Raw genomic sequence first — 23,405 nt, forward strand, 5'->3', positions numbered from 1 at the left:
TATGCAGACGCCTCGACTAAGCAATTTACTTTATTTAGCTCTGCACCCTGCTGCGCTTATGATGTCCAAAAATGAGAAATAAAAACAGGATGTCCATAATCGGACATCCTGGTAAGTTCTTACTTTGCAGCTGGGCTTGCCGCAGGACTAGCTGCTGGGCTAGCCGCTGGTGCTGGGCTTGCTTCAACTTTAGGAAGGTTATTCGTTTCGATCAATTTCGGATACTCTGTTTCTGCAAATTCAGACAAGGATTTCTCTGCAAGCTGAGATTTGATTTGTGTTTTAAGTGTATCATCCAGTTGCTTCGTGCTTCTGGATTCTACCTTCATCACGTGGTAACCGAATGTGGATTCAACTGGATCACTAATTTTGTTCAATGGAAGTGTACTTGCTGCATCCTTGAACTCTGTTACCCACTCATTAATGTTAGCATCTTTGTACGTACCGCCATTATCTTTGGAACCTGGGTCATCGGAATACTCTTTCGCAAGCGCTGCGAAGTCGCCGCCAGCATCCAGTTTCGCTTTCACTTCTTTCGCTCTTTTGAGCGCATCTTCCTTCGTACGAAGATCTGCTTGTGTTGCAGAATCTTTCAAGGAGATCAGAATGTGGCTAACGGTTGCAACATCAAACGCATGTGCTGCTGCCTGTTCTTTATATGCGTCTTGAACTGCTTGGTCTGTAACTTTGCTTTCCATGCTGCCCATTGTGTAGAAGCTTAACTTCATCAAAGATTCGATATCCTTCAACTCGATACCGTTGTCTTTCAACTGCTTGTCCATTCCGCCTTCTTGCTTACCGAAGTAGTCAGTAATGGCTTTCATTTGCTCCGTAACTTGTTTGTCAGCATCTGCTTTCACTTTGTCGTCTGCTTTGGCGGAAAGAACACGGAAAGTAACCATTTGCTTCAACATATCTTGTTGGAAAGCTGGATCAGCCAAGTATTGAGCTAATTGCGGGGAGAACATTTTATTTACGTTGATGAAGGAATCGAATTCACCGCGTGTAATTTTCCCGCCTTCTTTGTACGTAGCAATAATATCGCTTGGATTACCTGTAGCAGCCGCCGTTGCGGAAGGCGAAGCTGTTGCAGCGCCTTCCTTTTTGTCTCCACACGCGCTGAGGACAGAGAATGCAAGGACTACTGTCACCAAACTTAATATCCATTTTTTTGAAGTACGTCGTTGTCTGCTAGTTTCATTTGGCAACATCCTGTAATTCCCCTTTCGTTTTCAGAACACTCTTATATTGTACCAAGAATTTCTCCAACAATTCGATGGAGGCCTCCGGCTTCATGCCTTTAAAGCGGATAACAATAAGTAGCTGCGGATCTGCGTTCAATTTGATACGACCATCAAAGCCTTTGGACAAAGCAAGCAGCTTCTGACCATCCAGCCTGCCATTCTGGTCGATATGCACCTTGATTAGGTAATCCTCCCCTTTTTGGCTAATCGTTTCAATCCGGTATTCCGAACCGTATGCTTTCAAACGAGCCACTGTCAGTAGGTTGAACACGGCCTGCGGCAGATCGCCGAAGCGATCAACGAGCTCATCATGCAGATCCGCGGCTTCTTCCAGCGTACGAATGGCGGCCACTTTTTTGTAAATTTCGATTTTTTGCATGCTGTCATAGATGTAATCAGATGGCAGATACGCATCCAATTGAATGTCGATTGACGTATGCCATTCCGGCTCTGGAATGACCTCTTCTCCATCTATCGCAAGCTTCAGCTTTGCAATTTCTTCGGCTAACATTTGGGAGTACAAATCAAAACCGACAGATGCTATAAAGCCGTGCTGTTCAGCACCCAATAAGTTTCCTGCGCCACGAATGGATAAGTCCCTCATCGCAATTTTAAAGCCTGAACCAAGTTCTGTAAACTCTTTAATCGCTTGAAGTCGTTTCTCGGCTACTTCTGTCAGCACTTTGTCACGCTGATACGTGAAATACGCATAAGCGACGCGATTCGACCTACCTACTCGTCCGCGCAGCTGATAGAGTTGAGAGAGGCCCATTTTATCCGCATCATGGACAATAAGTGTATTCACATTCGGGATGTCTACGCCGGTTTCGATAATGCTCGTGCTGACGAGAACATCGTACTCCCCGTCCAAGAAATCGAGAATCGTTTTCTCGAGCTCCTGCTCACCCATTTGACCATGTGCTACAGTAACTCGCGCATCCGGAATCATCATCGAGATTTGATCAGCGATTTGTGTAATGCCTTGCACGCGATTGTATAGATAGTAAACTTGCCCCTCACGCGCCAACTCACGCTCGATCGCTTCTCTAACCAGCGTTGGCCCGTATTCCACCACATAGGTCTGAACCGGGAAGCGGTTCTCTGGCGGAGTTTCAATGACCGATAAGTCACGAACACCCAGCATGGACATATGCAAAGTTCTTGGAATTGGCGTCGCCGTTAGCGTAAGCACGTCCACGTTCGTCTTCAGACGCTTAAGCTTCTCTTTGTGGGACACGCCGAAACGCTGCTCTTCATCGACGATGAGCAAGCCAAGGTCCTTAAACTGGACATCTTGTGACAAAAGGCGATGGGTCCCGATGACAACATCTACGGTACCTTTCTTGACGCCTTTCATTACTTCAGTTTGTTCCTTCTTGGATCTGAACCGACTTAATACCTTTACATTGAACGGGTAGCCAGAGAAGCGTTCACGGAACGTTTCATAATGTTGCTGCGCCAGAATTGTCGTTGGCACGAGCACGGCCACTTGCTTCCCGTCAATCGCAGCTTTGAAGGCTGCACGGACCGCAACCTCGGTTTTGCCGTACCCAACATCACCGCACAATAGACGGTCCATCGGACGTTCTTTCTCCATGTCCGTTTTGATTTCTTCTATCGCGCGCAACTGATCTCGCGTCTCATCATAAGGAAACATCGCTTCGAACTCGTTCTGGTACGAGCTATCCTTACCAAAGCCATACCCCTTCGCCGCTTGGCGTTCGGCGTACAGCTTAATCAGCTCATCTGCAATATCTTTGACAGATGCGCGTGCTTTGCTTTTCACCCGCGCCCAATCCGTGCCGCCAAGTTTATATACTTTCGGCTCCTTCTCTTCGGAACCAACATATTTCTGAATCAAATCAATCTGATCAATCGGAACAGACAGCTTATCGCCGCCAGCGTACATAATATGCAAATAATCCTTATGAATCCCGCCAACTTCTAACGTACCTATGCCTACGTATTTCCCGATCCCGTGGTTGACGTGAACAACGTAATCGCCGACCTTCAGCTCTTGATAGCTTTTGATCCGCTCTGCGTTCTCCAGCTTCTTCTCCACTTTACGTGCTTTACGCTGCTTCTGAGTGAAAATCTCACCCTCTGTAATCACGACGAGATGAATCGAAGGCATTTCAAATCCGGTTTGCAGATTGCCATCGACAATCTCAGGAACTTCAATCTGGTAGTCGCCAAGAACACGACGTACACGTTCTGCACGGTCGTCACCATTCGCTAGAAGAATGACCTTACTGCCATTCTTCTTCCATCGTTCCATCTCCGCCTTGAGGAGATTCATCTGTCCATGGAAGTTCTGCATGACACGACAAACGAAGTTAACGATATTCTGCGGCTGAATACCCGCTACCTGACGTAGGAACAAGGACACATACAACGTTGGGAAGGGTCTGCGGTGCAGCAGGGTTTCATAAGATTTGGACAGCACAAAAGCCGGCAAGCTCTTCCCCTCAGTCAACGCATGCATCATCCACTCGGCTTCATCACGCTCGAGCTGCTTCGCTGTTTCCAGGAGGCGGGCAGGCTCGTCGATAATGAGTATCGAATCTTTGGGCATGTAGTCCATGAGCGTCTGTCTTTCCGTGTATAGGAGAGAAATATATTTATAAATGCCTGGGAACGTCTGACCTTCGCGCATAAGCTCGATATCGCGGCCTACGACCTCTAACAATTTGTCCTTGGCTGAGCGCTCAGTCATCTTCGCCAACTGTGCCTGCAGCAACTCATACGCGTGTTGCGCCGCTGATTGTAACCGCTTTCTATCCGCTTGAATCTCACGGCATGGAGGGATCGTCACCGTTGTTAGTTTATCTATTGACCGCTGGTCACTTACATCGAAAGTCCGAATAGAGTCGACTTCGATATCAAAGAGCTCAATCCGAATCGCATTCTCCGACGTTAACGGAAATAAATCGAGAATACCGCCTCGCACACTCATTTCGCCTTTGGTTTCAACCCGTTCAACCCGTTCATATCCTAGGCTGGATAAGGAAGCCAGCAGTTCGTCTAATTGAACCGTATCACCGACGTTAATCGTTACTCGGGATTCTTCGAACACCTGTTTGAGCGGCAGCAATCTTCGCACGCCAGCAAATGGTGCAATAACTACGCCGCGGAATCCGCCGGCAAGTTTGGTGAGAACGTCAATACGCTGCGCTAACATCTCTGGGCTTGAAGCCGCTTCTTCCGTAGTCAGAAGCTCTTGAGATGGGTAGAGCAGCACTTCATCTGGGGAAAGACACTCCAAGAGGTCTTCCGCTATTTTTTGCGCAGCGAACATATTATGCGTAACAACGAAAAGCGGACGCTCAAGCTCACGCGCAAGTGAGGCCAGCATGATTTGCCTGGAGGAGCCCGTTAAACCGGCAATGAGCTGCTCTTTCATTTCGGACTTAAGGCCAGTCACGATCGTTTGAAAGTCGGTATCCGCAGAAAAAGCTTGAATTAAAGCTTGCAAACAAGTACACTCCCCTCACAAAAAGAAGCCTCGGCACACTTGCCTCGGCTATTAACTCTTTATCTTCATCATAAATTATTGCAACGGACTGGCTAGCAGGGATAATTCTGGGTTCGCTTCTAGTGCCTCATGACAGTAGTCGCAAACGACCCTAACCGTAACATCTCCATTCGTATTATACGATATTATATCTCTACGCTCATCAGGGGTCAAGAAATGGAAGCCTAACTGCTGCTCGGTAATCGCACGCTGATTAATTTCCCCGACAAAGGTATGACAGTGCCTGCAAATATACTTGATCATATGTATGCCTCCTTCGACAATTCGATTACATCCTAGTATGACCATTCTTCGGAATAATTAGCCGAATCTGCCATTGTCATTTTCGAATAGGGAGCTTACATATCATCATATATACAGCAGGTTAATGCGTTGTGATTATTTATTAAACTTCGCCATCGTTTTCTCGAAGGACTCGCCTAAGCTAAACTCCATTGCATCGCAGGTTAGATCCAGTACGTCATTTATGGACTTCATCTCATCTTTGGAAAAATTGGACAGCACATAATCTGCAATGTTATAGCCTGGCGCAGGGCGATTCACACCAATTCGAATCCGATTGAAGATCTGTGTGCCCCCATGCTGAATAATGGACTTAATACCGTTATGTCCGCCTGGGCTCCCTTGATAACGAAGACGAATTTGACCGAAGGATGTGTCCATATCATCGTAAACAATCACGACGTCTTCCAATTTCGCTTTATAGAAATCAAGGAAGGCTCGCATGGATTCACCTGAAAGGTTCATGTACGTCATTGGTTTCAATAAATACACCTTCGTCCCGTTCACATTACCTTCTGCGAGCAGCCCCTTTCCTTTATTCTGAAAAGAGGTAATCCCCCACTTGGCTGCAAAGCGATCAATCGCCATGAATCCAACGTTGTGCCGATTTAGCTCATACTGCTTTCCCGGATTTCCCAGTCCGATAAAACATTTCATAATTTTCAAAATCCCCCTAGCGATAAACTAAAAAACCTTTGCGGAACCCGCTTCTAAAGGTTATTGTTTACAATATACCTGTTACCTAATGTTATCCATCCCATAAAAGCTGTAGGTGATAAAAGAACGATGTATCTTCATGGAGAACAGCTTACAGAAGATGATCATTTCCAAGATCATATCGATGCGGACGTACCCGTCCAAGTATACTATCAAAATCTGCACAAGGATATAGGCTTCGTTGAAATGTACAACCGTCATTTCGTTAAGATTAATCGTATCTTTTATAGCAGAAAGAAGCATACTTTTGTTTCGCGCCCTGGATATTAAGCGCTTTCATTGGGGGAGCAGCTGTGACTTTCCAACTCTTCGACCGTCCCACGATTGCTGCAGGCGCACTAGCACGAGAAAAAGAACCTCTATCGGTCTCGCTCCGCCTGGACGCTTCCACGTAAACCAGGCTGAGTGGGCAGCACTTCATTTCTAGCGTACCCCGCCTCAAGAGGTTCCATTCCTATTGCTCAATTACTCCGTCGCAAATGGCAACACACCGTCCATCAACGACCTTTATTTTCTTTCTTCGCCTTCATCCGCGCTTTAATTTTTTCAGCGTAACCCGCCTTATTCTCTTGTCGCACACGAGCGATAGCCAAATCGCCTTCATTCACATCATTTGTAATTGTAGCCCCAGCAACGACAAACGCACCGTCCCCAATTTTCACAGGAGCAATCAAATTGACATTGCTGCCAATAAACGCATCGTTCCCGATTTCGGTTACGTTTTTATTAAACCCATCATAATTCACCGTAATAGCACCGCAACCGATGTTCACATTCGTCCCGACTACCGCGTCACCAACATAGCTCAGATGAGAAACCTTCGTTCCTTCACCCAGTGTAGCATTCTTAATCTCTACAAAATCGCCAACCTTCACTTGCTTGCCAAGCTTAGCGCCAGGTCTCAAATAAGCAAACGGGCCAACCGATGTTTCGCTATCTACAAATGCCCCTTGAAGAACGGATTGTTTAATCGTCACTTCATCTTGAATTGTGGAATCGATGATTTCAGTTTGCGGTCCAATCGTACAAAGCTCACCAATCTGTGTGTTTCCGCGCAAAATTGTACCCGGCAGTAGAACGGTATCGGCGCCAATCGTAACATCCTTCTCGATATACGTATTCAGCGGATCAATAATCGTAACACCGTTCAACATATGCTCGCGATTAATCCGCGCCTTGAAAAGTTGCTCCGCTTCGGACAACGCCACACGATCATTTACACCAATCGATTCAGCAGGATCTGCCATGCAATACCCTTGAACAACTTCGCCAGCGCTTGTCATAATCCCGATAACATCGGTTAAATAGTACTCATTCTGTACATTCTTGTTCGTAACCGACGCCAGCGCTTTGAACATTTTGCGATTATCAAAAATGTACGTACCTGTATTAATCTCCTGAACAGCCGCTTCCTCTGGTGTGCAATCCTTCTGCTCGACGATTCGCGCAACGCGTCCGTCTTCTCCACGAATAATACGTCCGTAACCATGTGGTTCACCTAGCTTTGCAGTCAGAATCGTCGCCGCTGCGCCTGATTGTCGGTGCAATTCAATCGTCTCTTGCAGCGTAGCTGCCGTAATAAGAGGCGTATCGCCGCAAATGACAACCGTCATTCCCTCTTCCTCACCTAGCAGATCCTTGGCCTGAAGCACGGCATGCCCCGTTCCTAGTTGTTGCTCTTGCAGCGCATACTGGGCACGATCGCCTAAATAGCCTTTTACAGCTTCCGCACCAAATCCAACCACTACCACTGTCTGCGTTACTTCTATATGTTGCAGCGTGTCCACAACGTGACCCACCATCGGTTTACCAACAACCGGGTGAAGCACCTTGTAAAGCTTTGATTTCATTCGTTTCCCTTGTCCTGCAGCCAACACAATTGCCATGAGCTTCAACGAATATCCAACTCCTCTATTATAAATTCATGATTTCTCTTTATATCTCTAGAGCCTATGTCTATAAAATGAGTTCTTCCCCCAATATAGCATCATTACCTGCGAAAAGAAAAGAGAGCCCTAAGGGCTCTCTCAATAATCTGAATTATGCGCCTTCTTCAATAACTTCCTCTTCTACAGCTGCGCGATCATATTCAGCGAGTACTGCTGCTTGAATTTTTTCACGAGTCGTGGACGAAATCGGATGAGCGATATCGCGGAATTCACCGTCTGGTGTTCGCTTGCTCGGCATAGCAACGAACATTCCGTTATTGCCATCGATGACACGAATGTCGTGTACGACGAACTCGTTATCAATGGTAATAGAAGCAATCGCCTTCATCCTCCCCTCGGAGTTTACCCGGCGGAGTCTTACATCTGTAATTTGCACTTGTGTTCACCACCTTTTTCCATCTCTGAGACTTGGGTGATATATTCAACATCTCCATGCAAATTCCTTCTTATTTTTTTGAAATTTTTGATAATTTAATGTGTTCTTAATGTTTCTGTTAAATTTCGACAGGAATCACAGCAATTAGTTCAATTTCGACAAAAACATCACGAGGCAATCTCGCAACTTCAACGGTAGATCTAGCAGGTTTGTGATCTCCGAAGTAGGCAGCGTAGATCTCATTCAGCTCGCCGAATTGGTTCATATCCTTCAAGAAGACCGTCGCTTTCACAACTTGCCCAAAAGATGAGCCCGCTGCTTCAAGCACGCCTTTCAAATTTTCGAAAACTTGAACAGCCTGTTCTTTGATACCGCCTTCTACGATTTGACCATCTAAGCCTAACGGAATTTGTCCGGAAGTAAACAACAGGTTACCCAGTTTAACTGCTTGTGAATAAGGTCCAATAGCAGCAGGTGCTGCTGATGTTGAAATAAGTTCCATCTTAGAAATCTCCTTTATTTCGAATCAAAATAGTTGCCAGGCTCTACCGTAATTTGTTTCGTCTTGGAGTCTACGCCATACAATCGAGCTAGTGACACGTAATTATCCACCAACTGCTCCTCGGCCTCGCAGGATTCCATGAATACACCAACACCTTGTACAGTTGCTTTAAATTCGGCTAACAGGTCCATCATGCCATGAATCGTTCCGCCAACATGCATGAAATCATCGATAATCAGCACCTTGGATTCTTCCTTCAGTGCGCGTCTTGCAAGTGACATGGTCTGAATCCGTTTGTTGGAGCCCGATACATAGTTAATACTAACGGCTGAACCTTCCGTCACTCGGCTGTCTCTACGCACAATAACAACAGGCAAATTCATATAGGTGGCCGTCGCATAAGCGAGCGGTATCCCTTTGGTTTCAACGGTCATAATCACGTCCACCTCGCGACCAGCGAAAGCGGATGCAAAGGTTTTGCCAATTTCGTTCAAATACTGGGGTTGTCCCATAATATCTGACATATACAAATATCCACCCGGAAGAATCCGTTCTGGTTGTTGAAGTTGCAAACATAGGTTCTGGATAAACTTCAGTGATATTTCTTTGGGTACTTTCGGTGAGAACTTCACGCCTCCGGCTGCTCCGGCCAGCGTATTCAGTTCACCCAAACCTTCTTCTTCAAAAACTTCCTTAATGATGGCAAGATCTTCGCTTATGGAAGATTTCGCGGAGTTGTAACGCTCGGCAAAAGTCGTTAAAGGGATTAACGAGTGGGGGCGAAATAACAAATATTGTGTCATTTCTACCAGCCTAGCGCTCCTTTTCAACTTTTTCATCGCACTACCCCCCAAAATCCGAATATTATAATGAAAATATACCACTTATATACGTATTTGTTCAAGCAAACCATGAAAAATATGTTAACATAAACTTAACACACATCTTACATCAATTATGTTTCATGCTCGACTTTTACCATTATGCCCCTTTAGATGAAAAAGAGCCCCAATGAGGGGCTCAAATAAGCTTCTTTAGGTCAGCATGCGCACAGCATAAACATCCTTACAAAAGCCTCGCAACCCGTTATAGATACGCGGCACTTTCGCTTCCTTGGAAACAAGACCAAAGACGGTTGGCCCGCTGCCCGACATCAATACACCGTCTGCACCTAAGCGCTGCATGCACTCCTTCAGATGTCTGACCTCTGGATACAGATCCAGCGTCACTTCCTCCAGCACATTGCCTAGATTATCGCACAAACGATCGAACTGCTTGTCCCGTATCGCACTTAGTACACCCGCCGTGGAAGGATGCTGCTTGATTTCACGCGCGTTCAGCTTTCCGTAGATCTCTGAGGTCGATACATTAATGGGCGGCTTCGCTAAGACAACCCAACACTGAGGAGGAGCTGAGATATGTTCCAGCTTCTCGCCACGCCCTGTTGCAAGAGCAGTCCCTCCAGTCACACAGAAAGGCACATCCGAACCAAGCTCTGCGCCAAGCACTTGAAGTTCCTCATTTGGGATATTCAGATTCCAGAGACGGTTGAGCCCTCGCAATGTTGCCGCTGCGTCGCTGCTCCCGCCCGCCAAACCTGCAGCCACGGGTATCCGCTTGTCCAAGTGAATGTAGACGCCCTGCTTGACGTCGTAGCGGTCTTTAATAAGACGCGCAGCCTGAAAGGCTAGATTCTTCTCATCGAGCGGAATATACCCCGCCTGACTCGATATGATAATCGTGTCACGCGCCATCTCCTGCATTTCGATCCGATCAGCCAGATCCACCATCGTCATCACCATCTCAACTTCATGGTAGCCGTCTGGCCTTTTATGTAAAACATCAAGAGACAAATTAATTTTAGCCGGTGCTTTCTCAAAAATCTTCATCCGATCACCTTCTTTTGCTCGTTAGCCACCCCGATATTATAACAAAAGCATAAAAAAAAAGCTAAAGCATTTGCTTTAGCTGTAAAACGGACGTTGCACTCCTTGTCCAGACTGTTGGTAAGACTGCTGGTAGCCCGCTGGCGGCGGATAATTCGTAGAGCCCGCTTGTTGCTGATGATGACTGTTATATGACGGTGAATAGTTTGTATAACCCTGTCCATTAAATGCCGGCTGACTAGCAGTCGACTGATGATAGTTAGACGAGGTGGTTTGCACGTTGATCGGAGCCGAAACGTATTGCTTGGCCAAATGCTCTTGTGCAATTTGAATCGCCCGCTTCACCATATTCCCTGCATCCTTCGTTCGAATCCCCGACCAGCCTTCTCGCTGTACGACATCGTAGAAACCAAGATCCTTCGCTAACTCATATTTAAAGCTCTCTGACATCACACTTCTTCTTCGACTCATACCAAATCCTCCTTATCATTTGCGCACCATGAACGCTGCAACCATCATAAGCAGTGATTGATGACGATTTCGATTAGTATGCCCTATCACTGTAAGTACATGCACTACACGAACTCCAGCCTGATCAGCCTATCTATACAAAGCAAAAACAGACCGCAAGGGCCTGTTCATTATCGGAACGCTATTAAGCTAATGCTGTATGTAAGTGATGCGAACCTGACCATCATCGTTGCATACGGTAACTTCGACGGACTCGGTGAGGATATCGGCGTAGCTGTATGACACTCGTTTGAAGGCGTGAGATTCTTGATCTAATTTCACAATAAACACAGAAGGGTAGGTTTCTTCTAAAACACCGGAACGCTCGACAGTCTTACGACGGCCACCATTCGCTCTCAACATGATCTTCTGCCCAACATGGGGCTCCAAACTGCGTTTGATTTCCAATAGCGCATTTTTTGCCATTGTCAACTACCACCTCTTTCCTTGTCAATTATAACTCATTCACCCCATCATGTCAAATGAGGTCAAATATTATATCAGCACCCCAATCCCGTTGTCAACGGCATTTTTATAGGTTTTCCGATTTCTCCTCCCTTCAGGTTGTCACCAATGTTCGCAAATTATTCACACTTTTCCAGTTACGGAGAAACTTCTCTCCCCTGAGCTTACGCACATTGAATAAACACTGGGAACAACAGCCTGCCGTGGACAAAAAAAAGAACACTCTCTGTCGCCCTCCAATACGGAGTTCATAACAGAAAGTGTTACTTAGAATCGCAAGATTCAGGATAGCTTTCACTCGCATCAAATAACTACAAGCATCCCCCGTTCTCTAGGGACGCCTAATTCAGCTATACAGACTCTTCTGTGTGCTGAATACCAGGAACACCCATCCGATAACTGCCTCGCGTCTCCACCCCACCTAGCCCCTCTAATCCCGTCACCGTCAAATCCATAATATCCAACATCGAAATCGTTTCTCTTGTTGGGGTATAGGACAGCTTAGCTGCGATGCATAGCGGATCTAAGGCGTGAATGAGTATGCGTGCAGGGGAACTGGCGAAATTAGCCCCAGCCCGCAATAAAGCTTCGAAGTGCGACTGACAAGCACCTGCCACAATAATTAAAGAATCCCGATCCCTCTCATATTGTCGGGCCACTCGAACCGCATTCACGAAGTTCTGGGAATTCTTATAGCTCGACAGATTACTTGGGCTCACACTTTGCCGATTTTTCAAAATACCATCATGCCCCGTAATGACGACAATGTCCGGTTTATATTGAGGAAGCAATCTTTGCAGTGCTTCCGCCATTTGCGCCTCAGGAATAAAGAAACCTTCTGCCGGAATGCGTAATTCGCCGTAGAGCTGCATGCTTTTGCGCAGATAGCTCGGATCGCCATCCAAGTGTAGAACTCTTCCGGGCACTTCAAAATAGCTGTTATGAGCTGGTTGTGACTTTTGTTTATGATTGACAGCTATCTGATTCTTTTCCTGCAATTGCACTTGGGACACCGCCAGTCGACGCAGCGACTCACGAAATTCAGGCGAGCTTGACCGTGGATGATCTAAGGTCTCCTTAGGATTCGCTTTTGTCAGATCCGTGAGCGGCGCATCTGCAAGTAACCGAAAATCGACACCCCTTAGAATGGCCTTGAGATGCTCAATTCGTTCAATTTTAAACACGACGTCGCCGCCATAGGAAATACGGGTAACAAAATCTCCTTGCCTCATCGCACAAATCCCCTCCTAAGGGTATCCTATGGCGAGACTAGGCATTTGGTGCGGGTTTATTTGCAGCCGTGCGCACGAAGGGCCGTCGACAAACGTGCGAACTCCTCCATGCTGAGTGTCTCACCCCGGCGTGAAGGCTCGATCTGAATGCCGTGCAGCAATGCTTCCAGCTCAGGCTTGTTCTCTTTGGTAAAGAACCTCGCCGCGAGGTTGTTGTAGAGGGTTTTGCGACGCTGAACGAAGGACGCCTGGACGACAGCGAAGAAGAAGTCCACATCCGCCACTTCAACAGGCGGCGCTTGACGCACTCGCAGCCGGATGACAGCGGAATCGACGTTCGGCTGCGGCACGAAGACGGTGCGAGGCACGATCGTGACGAGCTCCGGCTCGCAGTAGAACTGCACGGCAATACTCAGGCTGCCGTAATCCTTGGTGCCCGGACGAGCCGCCATGCGGTCGGCCACTTCTTTTTGAATCATCACGACGATATTCTCCAGGGGAAGCTTCTCTTCGAGAAGCTTCATGATGATCGGTGTCGTGATGTAGTACGGCAGGTTGGCGACAACACTGACGCCATCCACGCCTTCGAAATGCTGCCGGAACAGCTCCGGCAGGTTGGTTTTCAAGATATCCCCATGAACGACAGTAGCATGGGGGTAAGGCGCCAGCGTCTCGTCCAAGATGGGCAGAAGACGCTGATCGATCTCAACGGCCAGCACGCGGCCAGCGAGCTTGGCTAGCTGCTGTGTGAGCGCGCCTATACCGGGGCCGATCTCAAGCGCAGCCTTCGTAGGCCCCAGCTCAGCAGCCAGGACGATTTTGCTCAATATATTTTGATCAATCAAGAAGTTCTGGCCCAAGCTCTTTTTCAGCACGAGACCATTTTTCTTAATAATTTGTTTTGTTTTACTGGGTGTCGCCACATCTTCTGCAGTCACAATTACTTCTTGCCCGGATATCGTCATAGGTTAGACCTCATTATCTATTAGGTTCTCATTCTCGTCATTCAATGCAATGCGTTCCGAATGCGTTCAATTCAAATGCTCGAGCGCCGCCTCAAATTCCTCTCGCGAAATCTGAAACATCGCACAACGCTTATAAAATTGCTTGCCATTGCAATAACCAATGCCTAGCGCATTGCCTACGGCCAATCGGCGAGCTGCCGCATCCGGATGCACGATGAGACCGGCAGCGATCAAATCCTCCATCGTCAGCTGCGAGACGGCCGCGTCATACTCCGTCCGCAGGCTCTGAAGCGCTTGACGGATCGTCTCCGGCGTCGCGTTCTCGACGCCGATGTCGCCTTTATACGCCGCTTGCTCCTGCGTAATGAAGGCATGCTTGCAGCCAGGAACCTTGGCTGCCACGATTTTGCGAATCCGTTCCCCTGCGTGATCCGGATCCGTGAATATAATGACGCCTCTGCGCTGTTGAGCCAGCGCAATCCGCCCCAGCACAGCTTGTCCGATGGCGGAGCCACCTGTTTCAATCGTATCCGCCTGCACAGCCCGCTTGATGGCAGCTGTATCGTCCTTACCTTCCACAACGATCATTTCTTTTATCATCTACGTTTTCCTTCCCAGTACAAGCAGAAAAAGAAGAGGGGTCTCCTCTTCTTTCGCACAGGCATATGCCAGGCTACGTGTATAGCCTAGTGTTCCCGGCCTAACTAACGTTTACACCTTAGTTTTGGGACGGTTTTGTGGGGCCAACCACGTACACCGTGTACCCTTGTTTGGTTCCAAATTTATTCGCGTAACCATGATCTTCGAAATATACATCGACCATTTGACCTTTCACGCCGCTGCCAATATCTTCAGCACGACGGAAACCAAGACCTTCAATATATACCCACCAACCCAGTGGAATCACCTTGGGGTCAACAGCAATCGTACGCCCTTCAGTTACGGTAGTACCTGTGTAGGTTTTACCATAACCTGCGGATCCCTCGGTTTTGCCTGTCGACGCAACGCCCGCTGAATAGGCAGTAAGTTTCACGTTTTTGAGAATTTGCTTGTAGCCGAAGGTCACACCGTTCTTGGAAACCTCATCCACGCTCGGTGAAGAGGCAGAGAGCACAACCACGGGATTTTTCGTACCTACGGATACTACCTTTTTAACGCTTTCTGTTTGTACTTCCTCACCCACAACTGCTTCCGCGACTAAAACACCGTCCTCGAAAGTCTTCTCTTTCTTCTTGACCAACACGCCTTCTTTACCTTCTTGGACCACTTGCTCTTTGCCTTTGAGTAAAGATGCGTCATTCTTTTTCTCTGTCTCGAATGCGATCGGTTCAGAGACTTCCTCCGTCTCTTTGGTCACACGGACGATCTTAATTTCATCGCCTGTGCCAAGAGCGGCCGTCGGTTCGGGAGAAATACGATCGTTCTCCCCAAGTGCAATATTTAAACGTTGCAATGCACTTTCTACCGTTCTTGCAGTTGTGTAAACAGTGGTGGTCTTTCCATCAGCAGTCAATTGAATTGGTGAGGCCTGCTCGATAACAATTTTGTCTCCACCCTTGAGCTTGGTCGTGAGTGAAGCTGAAATTTCATCGTGCTCACCAATCGTTATGGCTTGTTCATCCAGTAGGCGTTGCAGGACCCATTGCTTCGTGTGCACAATAGTTTCTTGTCCATTCACAACCACGGATACGCTCTTGGTAGCCGTTCCGTACAACAACACCAAAAACATGAAAGTCATTGCGATTGAGATTATAGCTAGGCTTAAAATCAAACGCAAGTTTTCATGCTTCCATCGCAATGCGAAGGACATGCTGGATGATCGTTTTACATGGGTCTCGCTAATTGAGATACTGCCCACTTCTTCGGTCCTCCTTCAAAGCCTCGCCGCCAGGTTACAGCATGATTAAATTTGACGCGACTAAGGTTTTTAGTTTAACTTAACACGCTTGCCATCATCAGCTTTGTTGCCTTGCCGAATCTGGTCGTCCCCCCCTTTTACCTATTCATCATCCTATGAATTCCGGGTTGTTTTATGTCTATTGGTCTGTGTATAACCCTATATGTGGACAAAAAGCCAGCAAGAAGAGGACTCTTCTCGCTGGCTTAGTTTGCATAGTGAAATACAAATAGCACGCACGACAATCGTTACCTCTCTTACGCTTACGAGGTTAGCTGACGGATTCGGACGTGAGAGTCGCCCTACGTAGACGCAAACTGCTTGTTTGACGTCTATGATTCACCCCTGTTACTCTCTGCTTACTTAACCGCATCGGAATGCTCATTAAGCTGGCAGTGGTTCCCCCGTTTCCACATTTGGAACTCAGCGAATGGAAATTTGGCAAATTGGATATTAAGTTATTATGAAAAGTATATTACGCTGTTAATCTCAACCTGTAAAGGGATTAACACCCGTTAAAAAGGGCTAAATCGACTAAATTTCGATTATTTTTCATATATAACCCACTTATATCTACATGTGTCTAACTTTAACGTACGTATACTCGATTTTTCAGTATATAATGATCAAAACTAGGCTAAAAATGCAAATTTGTTTATAATGATTCTGGAAGTATTTGATTGAAAAATTCCAATAATTTGCTATTTAGGGAGGCAATTGTGATGGGTCCCATCCTGCAAGTAAACGCTTTATTCGGTGGATATTTACCCAACAAACCCATTCTTCATAATCTAACCTTCTCGATCCGCCAAGGTGAAATGATGGGGCTTATCGGACTCAATGGTGCAGGGAAAAGTACCACCATCAAAAATATTCTAGGGCTGCTTCAACCACAAAAAGGGTCCATTCGCATTAACGGTTTAACATTAGCCGAAAACCCGCTACCCTACAGAGCGACATACGCTTATGTGCCCGAAAGTCCAGAGCTATATGAAGAGCTCACGATTCGCGAACACCTCGAGCTAACCGCGATGGCTTACGGTATTTCGAAAGCGGATTACGAGACCCGTTCTCGATCCTTGTTAGAGCAGTTTCAAATGAAAGACAAGCTGAATAGCTTCGCAAGTCATTTATCCAAAGGGATGAAACAGAAGGTTATGATCATGAACGCATTCCTGATTGAACCCTCTTTATACATTATCGATGAACCATTTCTCGGACTCGACCCTTTAGCGATTCGTTCCTTGCTTGATCTCATGGTTCAAATGAAGAAGAAAGGTGCATCATTTCTCATTTCCTCACACATTTTGTCTACAATTGAAAAATACTGCGATGCTTATGTCGTACTACATAAAGGCCACATGGTTGCTCAGGGAGATTTAGTCGAATTACGCGCCCAGACGGCTCTGCCTCAGGCGTCATTAGACGACATCTTTTACAAGCTCGTTCAAGGAGACATGGCATGAGTCACTTAACGGATAGTACACATGCATTTAACACACACGCATTATGGAAGCAGCGTTTTCAACATTATATGAAGGAATCCATAGGATATTGGCAATATGCTGCACGCAGTAACTTTATTGGCTTCCTGTTGTTTCTTGTCATCGTTTCTTCCTATTATTATGCAAAAACATTACAGCGTCTTCCGACAGATTATCCGTACCTATGGATCGTGTTGCTCGTACTCGTTCCACTCGTCGCTTCAAGCTCTATTCGAACGCTGACTCGCAGTGCCGATCGAATGTTTCTATTGCGGATTGAACATGAAATGGGTGCTTATTTCCGAAGCAGCTTTCTGTATAGCTTTTCACTTCAGGGTGTTTGGTTATTTCTCGGTTGGGTGGCTTTAAACCCTCTGTATAAGCACTGTCTAGGTTCTGAAGCACGGCCATTTCTCCTCATTCTCGCTCTATTACTTCTATTAAAAATAGCGAACCTATTAGCGAGTTGGCAGGAAGGAAGATTTGCCGATGAACGAACTCGATTCATCTCTGTTTGGTTTCGATGGGCGGCATCCCTTGCCTTAATTACGATCCAATTCCACTATAGCAGCTTATGGGCATGCTTAGCTGCCCTACTACTTGTATTCGTTTGGCTGATTGCATTCCGATACGCGGGTAAATATGTGATCGGATGGGACTATCTGATTGCCAAAGAGAAACAGAAGCAAGCCAATCTCTACGCCTTCTTCAATTGGTTCGTAGACGTACCTCAATTACCAACACGAATAGCCCGCCGAGGTTGGATCAGCGGGCTTACCCGAATGATTCCATTTCGACAGGATTCGGCGTTTCTCTACTTATATATGAAGACACTGCTGCGCACCGAAATGTTCGCTATTGTGCTCCGTCTGACTGTGATCGGCATCTTAGCCTTAGCAGTTGCAGACTCCACAACTGCACGTTGCGTCATCCTACTCATCGCACTTGTGATCTCGATGGTGCAGCTTACTTCATTGGAACGTGCACATCGCTATACGTTTTGGCTCCATATGTATCCATTAGAGCCTCAAACTAGAGCAGGTTCTCTAGCTTTTATCATCTGGCTAACCCTCTCAGTAGAGCTTGTTATCCTAACGATTCCATTCATGATGGGAACCCCCATCCTATACATCGTAGTCCCTTTACTCAGTCTTGCCTTTATTTCTTTCGCTTGCGGCGTCGTCCTCCGCCGGAGGTTCAAGAAAAATGCCTTACTTGAGGCCGAGTAACCGAATCGCATTGTTTGTTGTAATCTCAGCGATCTCTTCTAACGTCATTCCCCGAATTTCCGCGGCAGTCTCAGCCACCAAGCGAACATAACCGGTTTCGTTGCGCTTACCGCGGAAAGGATGGGGCGTTAAGTATGGCGCATCCGTTTCGATCAATAAACGATCAAGCGGAACCTGCGCCAGTACCTCTTTCGGCTGCACCGCATTTTTGAACGTAACAGGACCTCCAAAAGAAATATGGAAATTCATATCCAGACACCGCTTCGCTGTCTCCCAACTACCCGAGAAACAATGCATGATACCCCCTACCTCCGCTGCCTTCTCTTCTTTGAGAATCGTTAGAATGTCCTGATGTGCATCCCGATTATGAATCACAATCGGCATCCCCAGCTTACGCGCAAGACGAATTTGCTCCCGAAAAACGCGTTGCTGAACATCCTTAGGCGACTTGTCCCAATAATAATCCAGACCAATCTCCCCGATCGCAACCACCTTCTCATGCTGGCATAAGGACTCAATCCATTCCAAATCGCCAGGCATCATATCTATCGCATCTACAGGATGCCAGCCAACCGTCGAATAAATCCAATCGTATTTCTCAGCAAGCTCGATTGAGCTTGGGATCGTTTCTCGATTAAAGCCGACATTGACAATTCTCGTAACGCCAGCCTCTAACGCCCGCTGAATGACTTCCTCTTGATCTTCTTTAAATTGCTCCGCATTTAAATGTGTGTGTGAATCCGTTAGCATGATCGTTCTCCCTTATGTAACTGAATATGAATGATGTTCCGTCATTTGCTTATAGCTTCTTCTAAATAGCTTCTTATACCTGCTTATTCTTGCTCTCCCAACATCGCCCAAACATCCGGATAATCTTCAGCATTCAACCGCTCAAGCAACTCCTCTGGATAATACACATGATGTTTACCCATCTGGAACCCACTAATCGACTGTACAATTTCGGAACGATGCGTAATTTCAGTTAACGTCTCCTTATGATCCAGCAAAAGGATTGGCTGAGTATCATCATTTTCACCCGCTCTGTACACGTCATAGGATTGATTCGAAGGGAAATCGATCTCCATATAGTACGTTGGATCGAAGCCAACTTCTTTCATCACTTTTTCCATACGCTGAATGAGTTGTTCCTGATCACCATCGAAGGTACTGTACTTGTACAATTTACGATCCAAGAATCGTTTGCACATATCCGCCAGCATACCATCCTTCTCTTGACTCCAAAAGGTCAGCATCGTTTGCATGACAGACTCATCCAGCAGCAAATAATCTTCTAAGGAGATTTGATTCTGAATGAGATGAAGAATCGGCTCCACCATGAATCCAAACGTGTAGCCTTCTTCATACAAATGCTTAGCGCGTGCAAACACTTTATGCAAAAGAATTTCTGCGCTTCTGGTAACTGGATGAAAATAAACCTGCCAGTACATCTGATAACGAGACATGAGATAATCCTCTACAGCATGCATACCGCTCTCTTTGACCACAATATGCCCTTTGTAAGGTCTAATCACCCGTAGAATTCGTTCTAGATCGAATGTGCCATAGTTTACCCCCGTAAAGTAGGCATCGCGCAACAAATAATCCATGCGGTCCGCATCCAACTGACTGGAAACCAGGCTAACGACAATCTCTTCGCTATAGGATTTACAGATGACACCTGCCACCTTCTTCGGAAAATCAGGCGAGACACGGCTCAGCACTTCGTTCACTTCGGTATCCCCTAACACAATGCGGCAGGACCAGTCCTCATGCCTTGTGCCGAAAGCTTTCTCAATCGAGTGTGAGAACGGACCATGTCCCAAATCATGAAGCAATGCTGCGCATAAACATAGCAGCCGCTCTTCCTTCGGCCAATCCTCATAGTGATTGCGTTCAAATTGCGAAATAATTTTCCGCGTAATTTCATAGACACCCAGCGAGTGGGAGAAGCGGCTATGCTCAGCACCATGAAATGTTAAATAGGACGTGCCTAATTGACGAATGCGGCGCAAACGTTGAAACTCACGGGTATTAATCAAATCCCAAATCGTATCGTCTTGCACATAAATGTATTTGTGAACGGGATCTTTAAATACCTTCTCTTCATTCATACAGCTTGAACCTCCCTCAATATAATTAATACTTTCGACATTTTCGACATGAAACCTTCGACAATGTCGATTAATGTCGAATTTCATATCCCAATTTTATCAGAGCTCAATTGCTGTTTTTCCTGCACCTCTTCATACATCGGCCTTTGAAATGTACGTAATATAATCCTTACAACCCCTTGTAGATAGCGCCACCATCGTTTTTTACCCCGATACATAAATAATCAGAATAGAGATAAAACTACTCGTTTTCAGTGAAAATATGGTTGACTATTTTGGGAATCGTTGGTATCATAAGTCTTAAGTAAATGTCGAAACATGACGATATTGATAAAAAATTGATAAAATCGAAAGGGGTTTTATATATATGATGAAATCTACCGGAATTGTTAGAAAAGTGGACGAACTAGGACGCGTTGTTATTCCAATCGAACTGCGCCGCACGTTGGGTATTGGCGAGAAAGACGCTTTGGAAATATATGTAGACGGTGAGCGCATCATGCTGAAGAAATATGAGCCAGCTTGTATCTTCTGTGGCAATGCGGAGAATGTATCGTACTTCAAAGGAAAAATTGTTTGTCATATTTGTTTAGCAGAAATGCCAACACCTGTGACAAAATAAGAAAAGTAGTATATAATAGAAGTAGCACTTATCCTATTGGTAATTCTAACCTTTTTCATATCTCCTTTCATCTCTAACTCTGTTGGCTTCGGCCACGGGTTAGAGATCTTTTTTTGTATCGACCTTAGAAGATAGAGAACTGACATCTGAATGGATGCAACGATATGACCTTTCTATATATGGTAGATGAATCGGCCCCTTTAGGGGCCTTTTCCTTTTCAAATGTTTAGCTGGGCGCCTTAACGCTCCAATAACGCATTATATACATCACGCTTCGATAATCCGCGATCCGTCGCAACCAGCTTCAGCGCATCCTTGCGATCAATCCCGCGCTCCTCGTAGTGGGCGACATGCTCGCCGAGCGTCTTCGCCTCCCACCAACCATCCGCCGCCTCTTGTACGGCCGCGGCGGATGCGCCTTCTGCGATCACGCAGTACTCGCCTTGCGGCGGGTACTGCTCTAAGTGCGCGAGGCACTCTGCAATCGTGCCCCGCAGGAACTCCTCGTACCGCTTCGTCAACTCGCGGGCGAGGCACACCCTGCGCTCCGCCCCCCACACTTCTGCCATGCGCAGAAGTGTTTTCTCCACGCGGTGCGGCGATTCATAGAACAGCAGTGTGTCTTGCACATGCTGCAGCCCTTCCAGCAACTTCGTCTGGTCCTTTTTCTCCCTAGGGAGAAAACCGACGAAGGCGAAACGCTCTGTCGGCAGGCCTGATGCAATCAGCGCCGACAAGGCCGCATTCGCGCCGGGGATGGGCACCACCGGCACGCCCTCGTCTACGGCCATCCGCACCAGGTCATAGCCTGGGTCGGAAATGGCCGGTAGGCCGGCATCGCTGACTAGCGCGATGCTCTGCCCTTCAAGCAGCAAGCGGACCAGCTCCGGGCCGCTTGCTTGCTTGTTGTGTTCGTGATAGCTGACCAGTCGCGTCGCGACTTCGAAATGGGTCAGCAGCTTGCGCGTTTGCCGCGTGTCTTCGGCGGCAATCATGCTTACTTCCTTCAGCGTGCGGATCGCGCGGAAGGTCATATCTTCAAGGTTGCCGATCGGCGTGGCGACCAGGTAGAGCGTGCCTACACCGCTAGAATCCTCGCGGTAGCTTTTCTGTATCGTTACACTCACAGTTAAATCCCTCATCACTTTATATTAATCGTACAGTTAGCCTATTTACGAGAACTCCAGAGCGCTCCGTCCACCATAGTAGATCTCTTTGAGCTCTTGGCAGTATTCTTCCTTCTCCGTGTATACAATTAGTGGCGGCAACGTACGAATCTCCGGCTTACCATCTTTCATCCCCTCAATCAGCACCATCATTGCTTCTTCTCCTGCACGCGCATGCACATAGCGAATTCGTTTCGGTTCGATGCGATACTGCCGCATGAGGCAGATGATGTCGACCACACGTGTAGCGCGATGCACCATGGCCACTTTACCGCCTGCTTTGACTAACTTCGCACAAGCCGCAATCACATCCTCCAGCGTGCAGTGAATCTCATGACGTGCCGCTGCAAAATGCCCATTCCTATTCTGCTCCCCACCCAGCACAGGCAGATACGGCGGGTTTACAGTAACCGCATCAAATTGTCCGTGTCCCAAGGTTTTGTGAATCGATTTCAAATCTCCCTGCACCATATGCAGTCGTTCGGATAGATCGTTAATCTCGGCATTACGCACAGCCATATCCGCCAAACGCTCCTGAATTTCTACGCCCCAAATCTCAGCGCGGGTACGTGTCGACAGCAACAGGGGAACAACACCATTTCCTGTACATAGATCTACGATCCTCCCCTTAGATGGCAGACTAGCGAACCTCCCTAAAAGAACCGCATCCATCGAGAAGCTGAACACTTCATCACTCTGGATAATTTTCAAATCATATGTCAATAAATCATCTATTCGTTCAGTCGGTTGTAAAGGAACTTGCTTCATACGTCTTTCCTTTCTCTTTGCTGCTTATTATGGAAAAAAACCGTAAGGGATACACCCCTACGGCCAAGCGACTTATTTATTTAAAAAGGATAAGCAAAACAAACAATCTCCCTCGGTCCGAAGGTGTCCATAATACACATTGCAAATATGAAATCCTTCATTGTATAAGCGGGTTAAATTATCATATCCGGCACCTGGTAGCTGCACCGGTTCGTCATCAGTATCTCTCGTAGGCTCCGGGACCACTGTTTCCTCTTGGCGTATGAGCTTACGGAGTTGCTGATTCTCTATGCTTAATCTCTTATTTTCTTCGATGAGGGTAATAATCCGTTTCTTCAAGGCACCTAATTCTGCATACGTGGTACCCATTCGTTCTTCAATCCCATCTATCTGTCCAAAAATATCTTGTTTATCCACGCTTTCACCTCTAGTGCCATGCATGCTTACTGGCCAGCGCCTCCTTGA

Annotated in this window: 23 protein-coding genes, 1 pseudogene and 1 riboswitch; of the genes and pseudogenes, 4 read left to right on the plus strand and 20 right to left on the minus strand. The window is 46.8% G+C overall.

Annotation, left to right across the window (positions count from 1 at the left end; genetic code table 11):
- Positions 1-119: 119 nt before the first annotated feature.
- The 4 genes from ASG89_RS22500 to pth all read right to left on the minus strand — a co-directional run bounded on the left by ASG89_RS22500 (position 120) and on the right by pth (position 5,718).
- Complete coding sequence (locus ASG89_RS22500; RefSeq protein WP_057313310.1) at positions 120-1,211, minus strand: peptidylprolyl isomerase; 1,092 nt, start codon at positions 1,209-1,211, stop codon at positions 120-122.
- A complete protein-coding gene (gene mfd / locus ASG89_RS22505; protein ID WP_057313311.1) occupies positions 1,198-4,719 on the minus strand; it encodes a transcription-repair coupling factor in 3,522 nt (1,173 codons plus the stop codon). The genes ASG89_RS22500 and mfd overlap by 14 nt, the downstream gene beginning before the upstream one ends.
- A gap of 75 nt (positions 4,720-4,794) precedes the next feature.
- Positions 4,795-5,022, minus strand: a complete 228-nt coding sequence (locus ASG89_RS22510; RefSeq protein WP_056617980.1) for an anti-sigma-F factor Fin family protein — start codon at positions 5,020-5,022, stop codon at positions 4,795-4,797.
- A gap of 135 nt (positions 5,023-5,157) precedes the next feature.
- Complete coding sequence (gene pth / locus ASG89_RS22515; protein ID WP_056617983.1) at positions 5,158-5,718, minus strand: aminoacyl-tRNA hydrolase; 561 nt, start codon at positions 5,716-5,718, stop codon at positions 5,158-5,160.
- A gap of 129 nt (positions 5,719-5,847) precedes the next feature.
- Here pth and ASG89_RS22520 point away from each other — a divergent pair, with 129 nt between their 5' ends.
- A complete protein-coding gene (locus ASG89_RS22520) occupies positions 5,848-6,048 on the plus strand; it encodes a hypothetical protein (protein ID WP_057313312.1) in 201 nt (66 codons plus the stop codon).
- Positions 6,049-6,275: 227 nt separating this feature from the next.
- Here the strand turns inward: ASG89_RS22520 and glmU are convergent, their stop codons facing one another.
- From glmU to ASG89_RS22575, 11 genes and pseudogenes are all read right to left on the minus strand, one after another.
- Positions 6,276-7,673, minus strand: a complete 1,398-nt coding sequence (gene glmU, locus ASG89_RS22525; RefSeq protein ID WP_057313313.1) for a bifunctional UDP-N-acetylglucosamine diphosphorylase/glucosamine-1-phosphate N-acetyltransferase GlmU — start codon at positions 7,671-7,673, stop codon at positions 6,276-6,278.
- 145 nt (positions 7,674-7,818) lie between these two features.
- Positions 7,819-8,103 carry a septation regulator SpoVG gene (gene spoVG, locus ASG89_RS22530; protein WP_028557369.1) on the minus strand — a complete coding sequence of 95 codons (285 nt, stop codon included), beginning with the start codon at positions 8,101-8,103 and terminating at the stop codon, positions 7,819-7,821.
- 118 nt (positions 8,104-8,221) lie between these two features.
- Positions 8,222-8,605 (minus strand): RidA family protein, encoded by a 384-nt coding sequence (locus ASG89_RS22535; RefSeq protein ID WP_057313314.1) that lies wholly within the window; start codon positions 8,603-8,605, stop codon positions 8,222-8,224.
- A gap of 14 nt (positions 8,606-8,619) precedes the next feature.
- Positions 8,620-9,444, minus strand: a complete 825-nt coding sequence (purR, locus tag ASG89_RS22540) for a pur operon repressor (RefSeq protein WP_057313315.1) — start codon at positions 9,442-9,444, stop codon at positions 8,620-8,622.
- Positions 9,445-9,639: 195 nt separating this feature from the next.
- Entirely contained in the window at positions 9,640-10,494 is an 855-nt protein-coding gene (gene ispE, locus ASG89_RS22545) for a 4-(cytidine 5'-diphospho)-2-C-methyl-D-erythritol kinase (RefSeq protein ID WP_057313316.1), read from the minus strand.
- A 297-nt stretch (positions 10,495-10,791) separates the two neighbouring features.
- Positions 10,792-10,962, minus strand: a pseudogene (locus ASG89_RS36600) (small, acid-soluble spore protein, alpha/beta type); the annotation flags it as partial.
- Positions 10,963-11,151: 189 nt separating this feature from the next.
- Positions 11,152-11,427, minus strand: coding sequence for a biofilm formation stimulator Veg (veg, locus tag ASG89_RS22555; protein WP_028557365.1), 276 nt, complete (start codon positions 11,425-11,427; stop codon positions 11,152-11,154).
- Positions 11,428-11,816: 389 nt separating this feature from the next.
- On the minus strand, positions 11,817-12,698 hold the full coding sequence (gene yabG, locus ASG89_RS22560; protein ID WP_057313317.1) for a sporulation peptidase YabG: 882 nt from the start codon (positions 12,696-12,698) through the stop codon (positions 11,817-11,819).
- Positions 12,699-12,754: 56 nt separating this feature from the next.
- Positions 12,755-13,663, minus strand: coding sequence for a 16S rRNA (adenine(1518)-N(6)/adenine(1519)-N(6))-dimethyltransferase RsmA (gene rsmA, locus ASG89_RS22565; RefSeq protein ID WP_057313318.1), 909 nt, complete (start codon positions 13,661-13,663; stop codon positions 12,755-12,757).
- A gap of 66 nt (positions 13,664-13,729) precedes the next feature.
- Entirely contained in the window at positions 13,730-14,263 is a 534-nt protein-coding gene (gene rnmV / locus ASG89_RS22570; RefSeq protein ID WP_057313319.1) for a ribonuclease M5, read from the minus strand.
- 118 nt (positions 14,264-14,381) lie between these two features.
- A complete protein-coding gene (locus ASG89_RS22575; RefSeq protein ID WP_200963521.1) occupies positions 14,382-15,473 on the minus strand; it encodes a 3D domain-containing protein in 1,092 nt (363 codons plus the stop codon).
- A 332-nt stretch (positions 15,474-15,805) separates the two neighbouring features.
- Positions 15,806-15,999, minus strand: a riboswitch (cyclic di-AMP (ydaO/yuaA leader).
- 283 nt (positions 16,000-16,282) lie between these two features.
- On the opposite strand from ASG89_RS22575, the gene ASG89_RS22580 reads away from it, so the two are divergent.
- Together ASG89_RS22580 and ASG89_RS22585 are read left to right on the plus strand one after the other, a co-directional pair.
- Entirely contained in the window at positions 16,283-17,026 is a 744-nt protein-coding gene (locus ASG89_RS22580) for an ABC transporter ATP-binding protein (RefSeq protein WP_057313321.1), read from the plus strand.
- Positions 17,023-18,273, plus strand: a complete 1,251-nt coding sequence (locus tag ASG89_RS22585; protein ID WP_057313322.1) for an ABC transporter permease — start codon at positions 17,023-17,025, stop codon at positions 18,271-18,273. Before ASG89_RS22580 ends, ASG89_RS22585 begins: the two co-directional genes overlap by 4 nt.
- Here ASG89_RS22585 and ASG89_RS22590 read toward each other — a convergent pair.
- Positions 18,256-19,023, minus strand: coding sequence for a TatD family hydrolase (locus ASG89_RS22590; RefSeq protein WP_057313323.1), 768 nt, complete (start codon positions 19,021-19,023; stop codon positions 18,256-18,258). The two genes, ASG89_RS22585 and ASG89_RS22590, sit on opposite strands and share 18 nt — an antisense overlap.
- Before the next feature lie 83 nt (positions 19,024-19,106).
- The gene (locus ASG89_RS22595) at positions 19,107-20,384 is read right to left on the minus strand and encodes an HD domain-containing protein (RefSeq protein ID WP_057313324.1); all 1,278 of its coding nucleotides are present in this window, start codon (positions 20,382-20,384) and stop codon (positions 19,107-19,109) included.
- Positions 20,385-20,751: 367 nt separating this feature from the next.
- Here ASG89_RS22595 and ASG89_RS22600 point away from each other — a divergent pair, with 367 nt between their 5' ends.
- A complete protein-coding gene (locus ASG89_RS22600) occupies positions 20,752-21,006 on the plus strand; it encodes an AbrB/MazE/SpoVT family DNA-binding domain-containing protein (protein WP_028557356.1) in 255 nt (84 codons plus the stop codon).
- A 239-nt stretch (positions 21,007-21,245) separates the two neighbouring features.
- On the opposite strand, the gene rsmI is transcribed toward ASG89_RS22600, so the two are convergent.
- The 3 genes from rsmI to yabA all read right to left on the minus strand — a co-directional run bounded on the left by rsmI (position 21,246) and on the right by yabA (position 23,357).
- Positions 21,246-22,133, minus strand: a complete 888-nt coding sequence (gene rsmI / locus ASG89_RS22605) for a 16S rRNA (cytidine(1402)-2'-O)-methyltransferase (RefSeq protein WP_057313325.1) — start codon at positions 22,131-22,133, stop codon at positions 21,246-21,248.
- A 45-nt stretch (positions 22,134-22,178) separates the two neighbouring features.
- Positions 22,179-22,940, minus strand: a complete 762-nt coding sequence (locus ASG89_RS22610; RefSeq protein WP_057313326.1) for a tRNA1(Val) (adenine(37)-N6)-methyltransferase — start codon at positions 22,938-22,940, stop codon at positions 22,179-22,181.
- 72 nt (positions 22,941-23,012) lie between these two features.
- Entirely contained in the window at positions 23,013-23,357 is a 345-nt protein-coding gene (yabA, locus tag ASG89_RS22615; RefSeq protein WP_057313335.1) for a DNA replication initiation control protein YabA, read from the minus strand.
- Positions 23,358-23,405 lie beyond the last annotated feature (48 nt).

Origin of the sequence: Paenibacillus sp. Soil766 (genome assembly GCF_001428105.1) — a bacterium.
Lineage (GTDB): Bacteria > Bacillota > Bacilli > Paenibacillales > NBRC-103111 > Paenibacillus_E.

Coding starts and splice junctions, on each gene's coding strand:
- ASG89_RS22535 (WP_057313314.1), bottom strand. CDS start 8,605: ATGGAACTTATTTCAACATCAGCAGCACCTGCTGCTATTGGACCTTAT.
- rnmV (WP_057313319.1), bottom strand. CDS start 14,263: ATGATAAAAGAAATGATCGTTGTGGAAGGTAAGGACGATACAGCTGCC.
- ASG89_RS22510 (WP_056617980.1), bottom strand. CDS start 5,022: ATGATCAAGTATATTTGCAGGCACTGTCATACCTTTGTCGGGGAAATT.
- ASG89_RS22500 (WP_057313310.1), bottom strand. CDS start 1,211: ATGTTGCCAAATGAAACTAGCAGACAACGACGTACTTCAAAAAAATGG.
- yabG (WP_057313317.1), bottom strand. CDS start 12,698: ATGAGGCAAGGAGATTTTGTTACCCGTATTTCCTATGGCGGCGACGTC.
- pth (WP_056617983.1), bottom strand. CDS start 5,718: ATGAAATGTTTTATCGGACTGGGAAATCCGGGAAAGCAGTATGAGCTA.
- purR (WP_057313315.1), bottom strand. CDS start 9,444: ATGAAAAAGTTGAAAAGGAGCGCTAGGCTGGTAGAAATGACACAATAT.
- ASG89_RS22520 (WP_057313312.1), top strand. CDS start 5,848: ATGTATCTTCATGGAGAACAGCTTACAGAAGATGATCATTTCCAAGAT.
- ASG89_RS22580 (WP_057313321.1), top strand. CDS start 16,283: ATGGGTCCCATCCTGCAAGTAAACGCTTTATTCGGTGGATATTTACCC.
- ASG89_RS22575 (WP_200963521.1), bottom strand. CDS start 15,473: ATGTCCTTCGCATTGCGATGGAAGCATGAAAACTTGCGTTTGATTTTA.
- rsmA (WP_057313318.1), bottom strand. CDS start 13,663: ATGACGATATCCGGGCAAGAAGTAATTGTGACTGCAGAAGATGTGGCG.
- veg (WP_028557365.1), bottom strand. CDS start 11,427: ATGGCAAAAAATGCGCTATTGGAAATCAAACGCAGTTTGGAGCCCCAT.
- ispE (WP_057313316.1), bottom strand. CDS start 10,494: ATGAAGATTTTTGAGAAAGCACCGGCTAAAATTAATTTGTCTCTTGAT.
- ASG89_RS22585 (WP_057313322.1), top strand. CDS start 17,023: ATGAGTCACTTAACGGATAGTACACATGCATTTAACACACACGCATTA.
- ASG89_RS22590 (WP_057313323.1), bottom strand. CDS start 19,023: ATGCTAACGGATTCACACACACATTTAAATGCGGAGCAATTTAAAGAA.
- ASG89_RS22610 (WP_057313326.1), bottom strand. CDS start 22,940: ATGAAGCAAGTTCCTTTACAACCGACTGAACGAATAGATGATTTATTG.
- ASG89_RS22595 (WP_057313324.1), bottom strand. CDS start 20,384: ATGAATGAAGAGAAGGTATTTAAAGATCCCGTTCACAAATACATTTAT.
- ASG89_RS22600 (WP_028557356.1), top strand. CDS start 20,752: ATGATGAAATCTACCGGAATTGTTAGAAAAGTGGACGAACTAGGACGC.